Raw genomic sequence first — 15765 nt, 5'->3', positions numbered from 1 at the left:
CCAGGGCCGTAGCCACCCGGTCCACCCGCGAGAGATATTCCGACCGGGAAACGATCTGATCGTTATCCGAATCAAACATTGAGAAGATACGACGTTCTACTTCATCACACACAGCAGTCCCCTCCGGTATTCGTCCGCGGTTTTCCGGAACCGCACAATACCGACGGAGACGCCGGTTCCCAGGAGGCGCGCGATCCGGGGAGGCGCCCGATCCACCCGCCGCGGGCGGGCCGCGGTGCACCGGCCGCGACCACCGCCGGTGCACCGCTCCTCCTGGTTACCGCGCTCAGTGAAGGACGTCGAGGGCGTTGTCCGCGTCGTTGACGAAGTAGACGGCGTCGTTGTCGAGGTCCAGCGCGAGACCGAAGAGCGCGCCGGCGCCGGGCGGGGTGCCCTCGTTGTTGATCTGCTTGATCGCCACCTGCCGCCCCTCGGGGGTCGTCTCGACGATGTTGCCGTCCCCGCCGTTGACCGTGAGGATGTCACCCCGAGGTGCGATCGCCAGCCCCAGCGGGGCGTTGAGGCCGCCGCCCTCGGTGACGACCCGGCCGATTCCCGCGCTGTCCGTGCGGGCGACCGCGTGCGGAATCGCGGTGATCCGGCTCAGCACCGCGTCGGCGACGAACAGCGTGCCGTCATGGCCGAGGCCGACCCCGGTCGGGCCGACCACCAGGGCCGCCGGGTCCGTCCGCTCGGGGAACCCGGAGCCGATCTCGGTGGTGGCCACCCGCTGCGGCGGCTGGTCGTCCTCGGTGCACAGGGTGATCCGCAGGACGGTGCCCCGGTCGACCTCCGCGCCGCCGGCGGCGACCGTCCCGTTGAGCACGTTGGTGACGAACAGCTCGCTGCGCTTGCCGGTGCTGACGGCGGTCATGTCCCACGGACCGTTGATGCCGTCGCCCGCGATGGTCTCCCGGACGGTGCCGTGCCGGTCGAGCACCAGCAGGCAGCCGGCCTGGGCGGTGTCGGACGTGCCGTCCGCGGTGGGCAGGCTGCCGACCACGACCCAGCCGCCGGGCAGGACGGTCAGCGCCGTGGTCAGGCCGACCCCGCCGGGGCAGGGGCCGGGCAGGTTGTTCGGGTCGATCGTGGCGAACGTCGTCCTGCGGCCGCCCGGGGTGATCTGGACCAGGGTGGTGCCGGTGCCCTGGAGGTTGGCCGAGTTGTTGAAGTTGCTGATCAGGACGTTGCCCCGGTGCAGGTCACCGACGCTCTCCTGGATGGTGAACGTGCCGTACGGGTTGACGTCGCCGTTCTCGGGGACGGTGGACGCGACGGCGGACACGGTGTGCAGCCGGTCCAGGAACGGCGGTGGGTCCGCCGCGCCGGCCGGGGACGCGGCAGCGGCCAGACCGAGGGTCAGCGCGGTGGTCACGAGCGCGTTCGAACATGCCCGAAGCTTCATGTGCACATGCCTTCTGGAGGGCGGACCGGACCTCCGGTTCCCGGACGGCCCGACCCGCGGAAGTACTCGGATCGCCCCCGGAACGCCACGCTAGGCGCAAGCCGCCGCACCCCGCCTCACGACGTCCGCCAAACGCTGATCACACCGAGTTACGACAGTGCGCCGATACTCGGCGAGGTGCTGGACCTCGTCGGTATCGCCCTGCCCAAGGCGGAGCGGCACCCGTACACGGGCACCGCGGGGCCGTCCGGCCCTGACGGTTCGTTCCCACTCGGATCCCGCCCGAACGCTCGCCATCGACGCGCCCGGGGCGCAGGCTGCTTCCGTGACCGTGCCCGTGTCCGGACGGACGCGGTGCGAGCGGAAGGACGACACATGACGAGCACACGCGGCCGCATCGCCGCCCTGGTGGGCGCCGTCGCGGTGGTCGCCGGCACCACCCTGGCGCCCCCCGCCCTCGCCTCCACCAAACCCGGATCGTCAGCCGGCGGCGAAGCCCTGGCCGGCGGCGGGATCACCGGGCAGGCACCCTGCCCGGACGCACCCGAGTTCACCTGCGGGACCCTCACCGTCCCGCTCGACCACAGCGGCGCCACCCCCGGCAGCCTCGACCTCGCGGTCGCCTTCACCGGCAACACCGAGGCCCCCAAGGGCGACCTGCTGTTCCTCACCGGCGGCCCCGGCCAGCCCGGCGCCCCGGCGATCAAGCAGATCGCGGGCAAGCTGGAGCCCGTCCTCAAGGACTACCGCCTGGTCATGTACGACCAGCGCGGCACCGGCCGGAACGCGCTCCAATGCCCCGGCCTCCAGGAGGACATGGGCTCCTCCGACCTCGCCCTGCCGCGCAAGCAGTCCGTCGCCGACTGCGCCACCGCCCTCGGCACCGACGCCCGCCACTACAGCACCGCCGACACCGTCGCCGACATCGACCTGCTGCGCCGCGCCCTCGGCGACCGGCGCCTGACCCTGGACGGTGTCTCCTACGGCACCATCGTCGCGAAGCGGTACGCGCTCGCCCACCCGGCGCACGTGGCCCGGCTGGTGCTCAACTCGGTGGCGCCGCCACAGGGTTTCGACCCCCTCGACCTGGCCGCGCTGCCCGCGAGCGCCCGGATCCTGCGGGCCGCCTGCCGGGCCACCGGCTGCACCACCGACCCGGCCGCCGACCTCGCCGCCACCGTTCGGCGGTACGGCAACGGAGCGCAGATCCTGAGTGCGCTCACCGGCTACGAGTTCATCGACCCGGACTACGGCGGGGTCCCGGAAATCCTGCACGAGGCCGCCGCCGGGCAGCCCGCGAAGCTCCAGGACTTCTTCGAACTCGTCCACCGGGAGGTCGACGCCGCCCCGGCCGGGGATCTCAGCCAGGGGCTGCACTCCGCCACCCTGTGCGCCGACTCGCGCTTCCCGTGGGGCACCACCGACACCCCGGTCGAGGGCCGGGCGGCCGCGCTGGAGCGCACCCGGCAGCGGCTGACCACCGAGCAGACCTGGCCGTTCGACCCTGCGACCGCGACCGGGCTCGGCAGCCTCCTGGTCTGCCTGGACTGGCCGCGCGAGCCCGTCCCGCCGATCCCGCCGGCACACCGCAAGCTGCCCGACGTGCCGGTGCTGCTGCTCGGCGGCGACCGGGACCTGGCCACGCCTTATGAACTGCTCTTCCAGCAGGCCGAGTTCGCGCACCGTCCGCAGATCGTGATCGTCCCGGGCGCGGCGCACTCGGTGCAGAACCGGGCGGCGAACCCGGCCGGACGGCAGGCGGTGTACGACTTCCTGCTCAAGTAGTGGCAGGCGTTGGCCCCGGGGCGACGCTACGTACGCTGGTCCGTCCGCTCCTCGGCAGGGGTGCGGATGGCGAGGACGGCCATGTCGTCGTGGCCGTCGCTGGGGTGGTGGTCGGCGAGGAAGCGGACGAGGTCGTCCAGGGGTTCGCCCGCGTGGGCGGCGGCGAGCTCGGCGAGAGCGTCCAGGCCGCGGTCGATGGGATGGTCGGGGTGTTCGACGAGGCCGTCGGTGAACAGGACGACGGTGCTTCCCGCGGGCAGCGGCTCGGAGTGGTCGGGGCGGTGGAGCTCGGGGTCGATGCCCAGTGGGATGCCGGGTTCGCCCTCCAGGTACCGGGCTCGGCCGTCGGGGGTGAGGACGAGGGGCGGCAGGTGGCCGGCGGTGCTCCAGTGGACGGTCCAGCCGTCGGCGGCGGGTTCGATCCGGGCCAGGCAGGCGGTGGTGACGGGCAGGTCGGTGATGGCGCGCACGGTGAGGTCGAGCCGGGTCAGCACCGAGCTGGGAGGGCTTCCCCGGTCGTACAGCAGGGCGCGCAGCATGTTGCGGGCCTGGGCCATGGCGGCGGCGGCGTACAGGTCGTGCCCGACGACGTCACCGATGACGGCGGCGCAGGCCTGGTCGGGCAGGACGGCGGCGTCGTACCAGTCCCCGCCGATTCCGGCCGGTTCGGCGGCGGTGCGGTAGACCGCGGCCCCGGAGAACGGGCGCAGGTCCGGCAGCGTGGGCAGCAGCAGCCGCTGGAACTGCTCCGCGCTGTCGCGCAGGTGGCCGAACAGGCGGGCGTTGTCGATGGCGATGCCGGCCGCGCCGGCGAGGGCGCGCACGATCTCCTCGTCGTCCTGGTCGAACGGCCGGCCGTCCACGCGCTCTGAGAGGTAGAGGTCGCCGTAGATCTCGCCGCGGACGGTGACCGCCACGCCCAGCAGGGTGCGAATCGGCGGGTGGCCCGGGGGGAAGCCGACGGAGGCCGGGTGGGAGGGGATGTCGTCCACGCGCAGCGGCTCGGGGTGGCGGATCAGGTGGCCCAGCACTCCGCGCCCGTGCGGGAACCCGGTTCCGGCGAGGGCCGCGCGTTCCTCCTCCGTCAGGCCGGCGGTGACGAACTGCTCCAGGTGGTCGCCGGAGGGGGCGAGGACGCCGAGCGCGCCGTAGCGGGCACCGGCCAGGTCCATGGCCGTGGTGACGATGCGGTGCAGCACCGCGGGCAGGTCCAGGTCGCCGCCGATGGCCAGGACCGCCGACAGCAGCCCCTGCAGCCGGTCCGTCGACCTCGCCAGGGCGCGCAGCTGCGCCGCGGCGCCCTCCACCTGTTCGTCCGGGTCCGGCCCGGGCCCCGGCAGGTCCCCCTCGGCCGGTGGACCGGCGGGCTCCCCCTCGGGGCTCATGGCATCGCCTCGTTCATGACCGCCAACGCTACCCACGCCACCGCGGCCCGGCCGGGAGCACGCGCCCGGCGCGAGGGGCCGATGGCGCGCGCAGGTGGCCGATGACGCGCGGGGGTCGATGGCGCGCGCCGGAGCCGGCGCGCCGGACGGACCCGGGGCCCGTTCTCCAGCCGGACCGGGTCGACGACGGTTCGTGCCCACGCCTTCACCAGCCGTGACGGTCCATCAATATGCTTTCGCACCATGACACATGGGCGATCCCGCTACGGCTCTCCCGCCCCTCGAACGAGAAGTCGAATCACCGCTCGTTTCCCGCGACGGGCGACCGCGAACGGAGGGCTCCCCGCCCCGGGATTCCGGAAACAGGGAGCCCGCCGTCCGGACGGCAGGCGCCGGGCCTCAGGTGTCAGGCGTCAGGTGTCAGGCGTCAGGCGCGGCAGGTCCCGGTGGACCAGTCGACGGTCGCGGCGGCCTGCGAGTACTGCCACTCGGGGCCGAGCAGGTCGCGGTCGAGCTGCGCAGCCGCGCCGCGGCTCTCGACGATGTAGCCGAAGTCCTGCAGCCAGGCCGGGTACAGGTTCTTCGAGCCGATGTAGAAGGCCGAGTCGTCGACCGAGACCAGCTTGTGGTGCAGCGCGTACGGGTGCCCGTCGGCCCAGGTGGCGGTGGGGGCGGCGCGGAAGGAGGCGAGCTGGAGGTTGCCGCAGAGGGCCGCGGCGGCCTTGCCCTGGTCGCCGGTGAGCGCGGTGAGCCGGGCCTTCAGGACGTCGCTGATCTCGGCGAGGGACTTCATCTGCGAGTAGCCCCCGCTGCCCACGGTGCCCCGGTTGGCCGGGTCGCTGACCACGATCCGCACCTTGACCCCGGCGGCCAGCTTGGCGGCCAGCGTGTCGTAGAGCCGGGAGTCGTAGCGCGAGAGCGGCGGGCAGGTGCCGTTCAGGTCCTGCTGGGAGATCTCGACGTGCCGCTGGGCGCTGCCGACCAGGGCGCGCAGGGCGTTCTCCTCGGGGTTGACGGTCTCGTAGTCGCGGTCGGCGTTGGTGTTGTCGTGCAGGGTCAGCGGGCCGCACTTGGCGTCCGCCGCCCCGGGGACGGGACCGGGCCGGTAGCGGGAGGAGGGGTCCGCGTCCTTGATGCCGACGCCGAGGCCGCCGACGGCTATCACCGGGACGTTCCCGGCGGCGGGGGCGGGCGGGTTGAGCTCGCGTTCGATCGACGGGCGGCAGGCGCCGCCGTCCGAGGAGGCGAACCACGCGTTGTCGAGCAGGCCGGTCCGGCCGCAGGTCCACTCCCACAGGGTGTCCAGGTAGCGGCCGGCGGAGGTCGCGGCGGGGCCGGTGAGCGCGAGGTCGACGTCCGAGACGGGGTGCGCGGTGTCGAGGTAGTCCTTGCTCCAGCCGTTGATGCCGCCGGTGAGGACGGTGCGCCCGTCGACCACCAGGAGCTTGGAGTGGTTCCAGGAGAAGGCGGTGCGCGAGGCGGTCATCGAGGCGATGTTGAGGCTGACCGAGGAGGCGGCCGGTCCGAGCTTGGCGACCAGCTCGTCCCGGTAGCGCGACGGCAGCACGTTGGCGTTGTACAGCGGCGCCGCGCCGACCAGGATGCGCACGACCGGGCGGTGCCCGGCGGCGACCGATGCCTTGAGCCCGGCGACCAGGGCCTCCTCGAATCCGCCGTCGGGGAACGGCGCGAGGCTGGAGACGTCGACCGTCCGGGTGGCGGCGGAGACGTCGGCGGTCATCTTCGCGAGCAGCGCGCGGGTGCCGGGCCGGTCGGCGCAGGTGGCGTCGCCCCAGCAGGCGGGCGTCTGGAACAGCCAGTCGGCGGGGCCGCCGGCACGGTCGGCACCGGCCAGGGCGTTGCCGTCGGTGCGCTGCCAGACGGTGCCCTCCAGGCCGGGCGACACCTGGCGCAGCACCTGCTCGACGGCGTCGAGGTGGGCGGTGTCCGTGCCCTGCGCGGGCGCGGGGTCGGCGTGGGACGGCACGGCCGGCAGGACGGTGAGCAGGGTGCTGGCCGCGACGGCGGCGAGGGCACCGCGCAGCGCGCGGCGGGGTCGGCGGGAGCCGGGTCGGTACACGTGAGGATCCTTCAGAACATGGCGAACGTCGTGCTGTTCGCCTACGGGACACCCAGAGACTACCGGCTGGTAACAGGCCGTCAAACTTGGGCATGACAAGAGCACGGGCGGGCCCGGCCGACCCCGGCGGGTTCCGGCCCACGCCCCTGAGCTGCACCGACGCCGCCGGCCGGGCGACCGCGCCACCGTCCGGCAGCTCGCCCGCCCGGGGAGATCACGCCGCCGGCCGACCGGCCCCGCTCGGTCGACGAAGGAGTACGGACATGCCGCGGGGCCGTTGCCGGAGGATCATGAAAGCAGTGGACACGCCGGTCTCCGCGCCTCCCCGGATCCGCCGATTCACCGAGTCGCCGAGCCGCCGAGTCGCCGATCCACCGGATTCACCGGATCCGCCGAGCCTGTCGGTCCGCTGCCAGGCCTCACCTCCTGGAGGTCCCAGTGAACAGCTCACCCGCGTCACGTCCCGCCGGGCCGATCGTCGTCGGTACGGACGGCTCGGAGCCCGCCCGCAGGGCCGTGCTCTTCGCCCTTCGCGAGGCACAGCTGCGGAGAGTCGGCGTACGGGCCGTCTGCGCCTTCGGCGGCCGGCACGCCGATCCGCCGGACCGGGCCATGACGGGCTGGTTCCGCCCGAGCGGCGATCCGGAGCCGCATCTGCACGACGCCGTCGCCCGCGAGGTGACGGACCTGGTCGAGGAGCTGCGGCAGCAGGTCGGCGAACCGTATGTCGAGGTCGAGGTGCGCTGCGAGCACGGCCGCCCCGCTCAGGTCCTGCTGGAGGAGAGCCGGGACGCCGGCCTGCTGGTGGTGGGCACCCGCGGTACCGGCCGCTGGGGCCGGCTCGCCCTCGGCTCGACCAGCACCGAGATCGTCCACCACGCCCACCTTCCCGTCGTCGTCGTACCGCCCGAGCCCGGCGCCGCACCCGGGTGAGCCCCTGCGCCCGCCGCACCGGCCCTCGCCCCGGCCACCCACTGCGACCGCCACGCCACGAGATCGATCCTGCCCGCGGCCGCCGCACCGGACGGCGGGGCACTGCCCGCCTTCCGGGACACGCGGGTCGGGGCCCGCACACCAGGTGTCCGTCCGGTCAGCCGGGGACGGTGGCACCGCCGCGTTTCCCGCTCGCCGCCACCGCGGCCGGGCCCGTCGTCCCGGGCACCGTGCGCCAGGCGCGGGCGGCGAGTACACCGGAGGCGAGGGCCACGGCGCCGAGGGCGACGGAGGCCGCGGTGAGGCCCAGGGTGGCGCCGAGCCAGCCGGCCAGGGGGTAGGTGAGCAGCCAGCAGCCGTGGGAGAGGGAGAACTGGGCGGCGAAGACGGCGGGGAGCTCCTCGGCGGCCACCGAGTCGCGCAGGACCCGGCCGGTGGGGGTGAGGATCAGCGAGCCGACCGCGCCGAACGCCGCCCAGACGGCGAGCAGGACGGGCCAGCGCCAGGCGCCGGGCCCGGCGGCGGTGAGCGCGGCGAGCAGGGCGAAGAGGCCGACGATGCCGAAGGCCGCCGGGAGCATGACGGTCCGGTCCGGCAGCCGGTCCAGCACCCGGGGCAGCAGCAGCGCCACGACCATCGACCCGGCCCCGTAGGCGCCGAGCGCGATCGGGACGTCGGTGGCGGGGCGGCCGAGCGGGCCGCGGACGTAGACCACGGTGTTGACGATCACCATCGCACTGGCGGCGGCCGCCGCGAGGTCCAGGGCGAGCATCGCGCGCAGCCGGGGCACGGCGAGGAACAGCCGGGTGCCGCGGACGGACCGGGCGAGGACGCCCCCACCGGGCCGCGCCCGGTCCCGCTTCGCCCCGTCCTTCTTCGACCGGACCGGCTCCGGGCCGCCCCGCCCGACCGGCTCCGGCCGGACCCGCTTCGGCAGGGCGGCGGAGAGCACCAGGACGGCGGAGGCGAGGAACCCGGCGGCGGTGCCCCAGAACAGCCAGTTGTAGCTGATCAGCGTGAGCAGGGCGGCCGCGAGCACCGGGCTGACCAGGCTCTCGGTGTCGTAGGCGAGCCGGGACAGCGACAGGGCGCGGGTGTACGCGCGCTCCTCGGGCAGCACCTCGGGGATCACCGACTGGAAGGCCGGGGTGAAGGCCGCCGAGGCGGACTGCAGCACGAGGATCAGGACGTAGACCTGCCACACCTCGGTGACGAAGGGCAGGGTGAGGGCGACGCCGGCCCGGGTGAGGTCGGAGGCGGCCATCAGGCGTCGGCGCGGGATGCGGTGGGCCAGCGCGGTGACCACGGGGGCGATGCCGACGTACGCGAGCATCTTGATCGCCAGTGCGGTGCCGAGCACCGATCCGGCGTCCGCTCCGGCGAGGTCGTACGCGAGGAGGCCGAGCGCGACGGTGGCGAGGCCAGTGCCCACCAGGGCGACGGTCTGGGCGGCGAACAGGTGCAGATAGGTGCGGTTGCGCAGCACGGACAGCATGGAGGACCCCGCTCGGACTGGGCGCGGCAGGACGACACGACCAGGATAGGTCAACATGTGCACGCATGTGCACATGTTGACGAAAGGGCGGCCCGCACCCCGATGGGCACGGGCCGCGGAGCCGGAAGGTACGGGTCAGTCGTGCGGGGGAAGCTCGCCGATCTGGTGGTCTGCGACGCTCAGCGCCTCGTCGACCAGCCGGCGCAGGTGGCCGTGGCGCAGCGCGTAGACGACGCGCCTGCCGTCCTTGCGGGTCGTGACCAGGCCGGCCAGCCGGAGCTTGCCGAGGTGCTGGCTGACCGACGTCCGGGGGGCCCCGGTCGCCTCGGTCAGCGTGGTCACGTCGGCCTCACCGGCGCTCAGCCGCTGGAGCAGGGCGAGCCGGGTGCGGTCCGCGAGCAGCGCCAGGATGCCGGCCGCGGCCTCCAGCCGCTCGTCGTCCCGATGCTCCTGCGCATGGTGTGCACCTGATATCCGAAGGCTCCCGCTCATGGCGCCATCGTAGGGCCCCGGGACCGGCCTGCCGAAGCGCCGCGACACCGGCCCGGGCACCGCCCGGCCGGAGGGGCCGCCGTGGGCTCCTCCGGCCGGGTCGTCAACTCACGCGGTCACGAACTCACGTGGTCACGAGCTCACGCGTTCGTGCCCCACAGGAAGCCCGGCACGGGCGTGTAGCGCACGTACGGACTCCACTCGTCGCCCGGCGGGCAGGGGGTGGGCGGGCACGGCGGCGGCGGGCACTTGCTGTCCTTCACCGTGATCGCCACGCACGGGCAGTCCTCGCTCAGCCCGACCTCGGTCACCGCGTGCCGCGGCAGGCTGTAGCCCTCGGGCGCGGAGACCTCCTGCCAGTAGTAGGTGCCCAGCGGGAGACCGCTCGCGGAGCAGACGCCCGACGCGGGGGTGACGCACGGGGAGCCGACGGCCGTGTCCGGGTTCGGCCCGGAGGTCTGCAGACCGGGCACGCCGTTGCTCTCGCGCCACAGCTGGAAGACCGCGCCCGCCAGCGGCCGGCCCGTACCGGCGTCGACCTTGGTGACGGAGGTCGACCCGCTCGGAGCGGGCGTCTTCCCGTCCCGGACGGTCACCTGGATGTTCTGCCCACCGGTGTCGAGGACCACCGTCGTCACCGCGGGCCGCGGCAGGTCGTAGCCGGGCGGAGCCGCCGTCTCCTGCCAGTAGTACGTCCCCAGCGGCAGGCCGTCCGCCGAGCAGACGCCCGACGCCGGAGTGACGCACGCGGAACCCACGGCGGTGTCGGGGTTGGCCCCGGAGGTCTGCAGACCGGCCACGCCGTTGCTCTCGCGCCACAGCTGGAAGGAGGCACCCGCCAGCGGCCGCCCGGTGACGGAGTCGACCTTGGTGACGCCGGTGGTACCGGTGGGAGCGGTGGTCTGGGTGTCGGCGACGCCGACCGGGGTGTGCTGCCCGTTCGTGTCGAGCACCACGGTGGTCACGTTGAGCTCGGGCAGCTCGTACCCGTCGGGCGGCGAGACCTCCTGCCAGTAGTAGGTGCCCAGCGGCAGGCCGTCCGCCGAGCAGACGCCCGACGCGGGGGTGACGCACGGGGAACCGACGGCCGTGTCGGGGTTGGCCCCGGAGGTCTGCAGACCGGACACACCGTTGGTCTCGCGCCACAGCTGGAAGACCGCGCCCGCCAGCGGCTGCCCCGTCCCGGAGTCGGTCTTCGTCACGGTGGTGGACCCGGTGGGGGCGGTGGTCCCGGTGTCGGCGACGTTGACCGGGGTGCTCTGCCCGTTGGTGCTCAGTACCACGGTGGTCACGTTGAGCTCGGGCAGCTCGTACCCGGGGGGCGCGGCGGTCTCCTGCCAGTAGTACGTGCCCAGCGGCAGGCCGCTCGCCGAGCAGACGCCCGACGCGGGGGTGACGCACGCGGAACCGACGGCCGTGTCGGGGTTGGCCCCGGAGGTCTGCAGACCTGGCACGCCGTTGGTCTCGTGCCACAGCTGGAAGGTCGCGCCCGCCAGCGGCTGCGAGGTCGCCGAGTCGATCTTCGTCACGCTGGTGGAGCCGGTCTCGACGACCGGGCTCCGGGTGTCCCGGACGGTGACCGGGACGTTCTGGCCGTTGGTGTCGAGGACCACGGTCGTCACCGCGGGCTGCGGCAGGTCGTAGCCGGGCGGAGCCGCCGTCTCCTGCCAGTAGTAGGTACCCAGCGGCAGGCCGGCGGTGGTGCAGAGGCCGTTGCTCCCGGTGGTGCAGGGGGCACCCACCTTGGTGTCCGGGGTGGTCCCCGAGGTCTGCAGGCCCGCGACGCCGTTGGTCTCACGCCACAGCTGGAAGGTCGCGCCCGCCAGCGGCTGCGAGGTCGCCGAGTCGACCTTCGTCACACTGGTCGACCCGGTGGGAGCCGGGGGGTTGCCGCAGTCCGGGAGGTCGCCGTTGAAGGGGTAGGCGTGGAACTCGGTCCCGGTCATGCCCGAACCGGAGTTGTGCAGCAGGGTGCCGGTGGTGAAGAACCGTCCGTTCAGGCCGGGCAGGTTCATCGTGGCGGTGCTGGCCGGGTTGCCGACCAGCACGCTGCCCTGGAACTGCCCCGATCCCGTGAGGGTGACGGTCGTCGCGGTGGGGAAGTTCCACAGCAGTCGCTCGCGCAGCTGGTTCCAGGGGTCGGTGTCCTGGAGGCTGCCGCTGTAGGTGTTGATGGTGCGGGCGCCGCCCACGAGGTTGACGAGCACGGTCGCGTTCGCGGGGATTCCGGCGAACGCGACGCCCTGGGTGGAGCCGCCGCGCCCGACGATGTCGAAGTCGACGTTGAAGACCTGGAGCGCGGAGGTGCCGTCGCCGGTGAACAGGGTCTGGAACCCCTGGTTGACGGCGGTTCCGGTGGCGGGGCGGGGCGTGCCGACCCCGGCGTAGCAGGCGCTGGCCGTCTGCAGCTCGCCGCGCAGCGGCGTGTAGGCGGCCACGGCCCGCGGGTCCTGGACCTTGGTGCCGGTGATGGTGCCCGTGGCCGTGCCCGCGTAGCGGACGACGCCCCCCTCGGCCAGGAGCGACTGCCCCGGGGCCACGGTGACGTTGCCTCCGGCGGTGAGGAAGTCGGCCCCGTCCGGCGGGGGGACGCGCGAGCCGACGCCGACGATGCCGATGTTGTAGACGGAGCTGACTCCGGCGGCCTTGTTCATGCTGAAGGAGCCGAGGGTCACCACGTGCCCCTCGGCCTCGGCGGCCGAGCCGCTGACGTTGAAGTCGCCGCCGACGAAGATGTTCACGCCGGCGTCGCGCCCCGCGAAGGGCCCGTTGTTGACCGGCGGGAACGTCGCCGGGCAGTCCGCGCCCAGGCAGGGCCCGAGGCCTCCCGGGAGGCCGGCCGCGTAGGCGGCCGTCGGTGCGACGAGCGACATGCCGAAGGGGACGAGCGTCAGGGCCAGGGCGGATCCCATCACCCTGCCTAGTCTTCGTCCCCAGCCGACGGCGGTCGTCGGATGCTGACTGGGCTTCACATCAGTCCTTTCATCACATGAACACAAAGACAACCCTCGGAGTGTTCTCCTCGAAGCCCCGAGCGGCGGCGACCCACCGGTGTTTTCGTCTGAACGCTGCGCCAGGTGCACCCGATCGGACGCGACCCACGCGCGGACCCGGCGCCGGCGCACCAGCAGGGTCTCCCGGCCCCGGATTGGGGTCCTCCGGCCCTGATGCACCGTCAGCGCCGACCCCATCCTGGACGCGTCGAGGCCCACCCGCCGCCTCGCCCGAACGACACCACGAGTCCCCGGAGGACCCGCATGTTCTGCTTCCAGTGCGAACAGACCGACCGCACAGGCGCCACCCCCGGCTGCGCCGGTCCGATCGGCAACTGCGGCAAGGATTCCCCCACTTCGGACCTCCAGGACCTGCTCATCCACGCGGTCAAGGGCATCTCCCAGTACGCCGCCAGGGCCCGCGCCCTCGGCGCCCCGGACGACGAGGCGGCCGCCTTCGTCCTGTACGCGGTCTTCACCACGCTCACCAACGTCAACTTCAACCCCACCCGCTTCGCCGCCCTGATCCAGCTGGCCGTCGGCGTCCGCACCCGGGCCAAGGAGCACTACGAGCGGGCCGCGCGCGCCGCCGGCCAGGAGCCGCAGACGCTCACCGGGCCCGCCGCCTGGACCCCCGGGGCGGACCCGGCGACGCTGGTGGGCCAGGCCCCGGACGTCCGGGTCAACCTCGGGCTCCCCCTGGTCGGGCCGGAGGTCGTCGGGCTCCGCTCGCTCCACCTCTACGCGCTCAAGGGCATCTGCGCCTACGCCCACCACGCCGACGTGCTCGGCCGCCGCAGCGCCGAGGTCCTCGGCGGCGTCGAGGACGCCCTCGCCTACCTGGCCGGCGAGCCGACCGACCCCGCCGAGCTACTGGAACGCGCCGTAGGCCTCGGCCGGCTGAACCTCGCCGCGATCGAACTGCTCGACGCCGCCAACACCGGCACCTACGGCCCCCAGCAGCCCACCACGGTGCGCACCACCCCGGTCGCCGGAAAGGCGATCCTGGTCAGCGGCCACGACCTGCGCGACCTGGAAGCCGTCCTGGTGCAGACCAGGGACCAGGGCATCAACGTCTACACCCACGGCGAGATGCTCCCCGCCCACGCCTACCCGCTGCTCAAGGCCCACCCGCACCTGGCCGGCAACTACGGCGGCGCCTGGCAGGACCAGCAGCAGGAGTTCGCCGCCTTCCCCGGCCCGATCCTGATGACCTCCAACTGCATCATCGAACCGCACGTCAGCTACCGCCGCCGGATCTACACCGCCGGACCGGTCGGCTGGCCCGGCGTCCGGCACCTCGCCGACCACGACTTCCGTCCGCTGATCCAGGCCGCCCACGCCCTGCCCGGATTCCCGGAGACCGCGGCCGAGGAGGAGGCCGTCACCGTCGGCTTCGGCCGGGACGCCGTGCTCGCGGTCGCCGACCAGGTGGTCCACGCCGTGCGGCAGGGCACCATCCGTCACTTCTTCCTGATCGGAGGCTGCGACGGCCCCACCGCCGGACGCGACTACTACACCGACTTCGCCCTCGGCGCGCCCCGGGACAGCGTGGTGCTGACCCTCGGCTGCGCCAAGTACCGCTTCAACCGGCACGACTTCGGCGAGATCGCGGGCCTCCCCCGGCTGCTGGACCTCGGCCAGTGCAACGACACCTACTCCGCCATCCGGATCGCCACCGCGCTGGCCGACGCCTTCGAGTGCGAGGTCAACGACCTGCCGCTCACCCTGGCGCTGTCCTGGACCGAGCAGAAGGCCGTCGCCGTGCTGCTCACCCTGCTCGCCCTGGGCATCCGCAACATCCACCTCGGCCCCTCGCTGCCCGGCTTCCTGACCCCCGCCCTGGTCGACGAGCTGGTGAAGCGGTTCGACCTGCGGGTGATCGGCGACCCGGCGGCCGACCTGGCCGCGGCCCTCGAACGGACGGCGTCATGAGCACCACCGACCCGGTGGAGGCTACCGGCTCGCACCCCGTCACCCTCACCACCAGCGACGGCGGCCGGCTGGAGTTCGACTGCGCCCCCGGCCGCAGCGTCCTGGAGGCCGCGGCGGAGGCCGGCGCCGCCCTCCCGGCCTCCTGCCGCCGGGGCACCTGCGGCTCCTGCCACGCCTCGGTCACCGACGGCCCGTACGAACTCGGCCCGCACAGCGAGCAGGCCCTCCCCCCGGGCGAACGCGAGCACGGCGATGTGCTGCTCTGCCGCACCTTCCCGTGCGGACCGCTGACCGCCGCCCTGCCGTACGAACAGTCCCGCATCCTGTACGGCGGCATCCCGGTCCGCGAAGCCACCCTCACCGCGGTGGAGCCGGTGACGCCGGACACCGTACGACTGGAGCTGCGCCTCGACGACCCGGACTGCCAGTTCGACCCGGGCCGGTTCATGGAGCTCCAGGCTCCCGGCAGCGAGGTCGGGCGCGCGTACTCCCTCGCCAACACCGGCAACTGGGAGGGGCGCCTGGAGTTCTTCGTCCGGCTGCGACACGGCGGGCACTTCTCCACGTACCTCGCCGACCGGGCCCGCCCCGGCGACCGGCTCACCGTGCACGGCCCGCAGGGTGCCTTCGGTCTCCACGAAACCGGCCTGCGTCCACGCTGGTTCGTGGCCGGCGGCACCGGCCTCGCCCCGCTGCTGGCGATGGTCCGCCGGATGGCCGAGTGGCAGGACCCGCAGCCCGCCCGACTCCTCCTCGGCGTCAACGAACCGCAGGACGTCTTCGGACTGGACGAACTGGCCGCCGTGGCCGCCGAGTTGCCCGGCTTCCGGTACGACATCTGCGTCCGGAAGCCGGGCCCCGAATGGTCCGGACCGATCGGCACCCCGGCCGACCTGCTGGCCGCCGCCCTTCCCGAACTCGGCACCACCACACCCGACCTGTACGTCTGCGGCCCGCCACCCCTGGTCGACGCCGTCCTGCACACCGCCGCACTCGCCGGCGTCCCGTCCGACCAGATCCACCGGGAGCGCTTCCTGGCCACCTGAACCTCACCCGCGCGGGCCGCCACCGACCCGATCGGCGGCGGCCCGCAGCCGTTCCGGACTCCCGCCGGGGCCAGGGCTGGAACACGGTCGGCCGCGAAGTGGCCGACCTGCCGCCCGTGCTGATGCCGGGGACGCCACAGCGGGCGTGTCCGGCAACAGCATCGTGAGCGACCGGCGGCCCGTGTGAACCCATGTTGATGGCGGCAACCCCCCGCG

At 73.7% G+C, this 15765-nt stretch carries 10 protein-coding genes; 4 read left to right on the top strand and 6 right to left on the bottom strand.

The genetic code is table 11. The features are described 5' to 3' along the window. Window positions 1–286 precede the first annotated feature (286 nt). Complete coding sequence (locus ACWGJO_RS05120) at window positions 287–1375, bottom strand: hypothetical protein (RefSeq protein WP_452182200.1); 1089 nt, start codon at window positions 1373–1375, stop codon at window positions 287–289. 405 nt (window positions 1376–1780) lie between these two features. Between ACWGJO_RS05120 and ACWGJO_RS05115 the strand changes: the two genes are divergently transcribed. Beyond that, complete coding sequence (locus ACWGJO_RS05115; RefSeq protein WP_452182199.1) at window positions 1781–3190, top strand: alpha/beta fold hydrolase; 1410 nt, start codon at window positions 1781–1783, stop codon at window positions 3188–3190. A gap of 26 nt (window positions 3191–3216) precedes the next feature. Here the strand turns inward: ACWGJO_RS05115 and ACWGJO_RS05110 are convergent, their stop codons facing one another. Continuing rightward, entirely contained in the window at window positions 3217–4575 is a 1359-nt protein-coding gene (locus tag ACWGJO_RS05110) for a PP2C family protein-serine/threonine phosphatase (RefSeq protein WP_452182198.1), read from the bottom strand. A 427-nt stretch (window positions 4576–5002) separates the two neighbouring features. Next, complete coding sequence (locus ACWGJO_RS05105; RefSeq protein WP_452182197.1) at window positions 5003–6655, bottom strand: phospholipase D-like domain-containing protein; 1653 nt, start codon at window positions 6653–6655, stop codon at window positions 5003–5005. A 438-nt stretch (window positions 6656–7093) separates the two neighbouring features. Between ACWGJO_RS05105 and ACWGJO_RS05100 the strand changes: the two genes are divergently transcribed. After that, on the top strand, window positions 7094–7588 hold the full coding sequence (locus tag ACWGJO_RS05100; RefSeq protein WP_452182196.1) for a universal stress protein: 495 nt from the start codon (window positions 7094–7096) through the stop codon (window positions 7586–7588). Window positions 7589–7745: 157 nt separating this feature from the next. On the opposite strand, the gene ACWGJO_RS05095 is transcribed toward ACWGJO_RS05100, so the two are convergent. The 3 genes from ACWGJO_RS05095 to ACWGJO_RS05085 all read right to left on the bottom strand — a co-directional run bounded on the left by ACWGJO_RS05095 (window position 7746) and on the right by ACWGJO_RS05085 (window position 12487). Further along, on the bottom strand, window positions 7746–9083 hold the full coding sequence (locus ACWGJO_RS05095) for an MFS transporter (RefSeq protein WP_452182195.1): 1338 nt from the start codon (window positions 9081–9083) through the stop codon (window positions 7746–7748). Between the two features lie 135 nt (window positions 9084–9218). Then, entirely contained in the window at window positions 9219–9575 is a 357-nt protein-coding gene (locus ACWGJO_RS05090; protein ID WP_380540857.1) for an ArsR/SmtB family transcription factor, read from the bottom strand. A 140-nt stretch (window positions 9576–9715) separates the two neighbouring features. Then, a complete protein-coding gene (locus ACWGJO_RS05085; RefSeq protein WP_452182286.1) occupies window positions 9716–12487 on the bottom strand; it encodes a SpaA isopeptide-forming pilin-related protein in 2772 nt (923 codons plus the stop codon). Between the two features lie 345 nt (window positions 12488–12832). On the opposite strand from ACWGJO_RS05085, the gene hcp reads away from it, so the two are divergent. Beyond that, window positions 12833–14503: a hydroxylamine reductase gene (hcp, locus tag ACWGJO_RS05080; RefSeq protein ID WP_452182194.1), complete on the top strand. Its 1671-nt coding sequence runs from the start codon at window positions 12833–12835 to the stop codon at window positions 14501–14503. Next, window positions 14500–15549, top strand: a complete 1050-nt coding sequence (locus ACWGJO_RS05075) for an FAD-binding oxidoreductase (RefSeq protein ID WP_452182193.1) — start codon at window positions 14500–14502, stop codon at window positions 15547–15549. Before hcp ends, ACWGJO_RS05075 begins: the two co-directional genes overlap by 4 nt. Window positions 15550–15765 lie beyond the last annotated feature (216 nt).

Source organism: Kitasatospora sp. NPDC054795 (assembly GCF_053611565.1).
The sequence above is the reverse complement of the archived record's forward strand: the minus strand, read 5'-3'. Positions and strand labels throughout refer to the sequence as shown.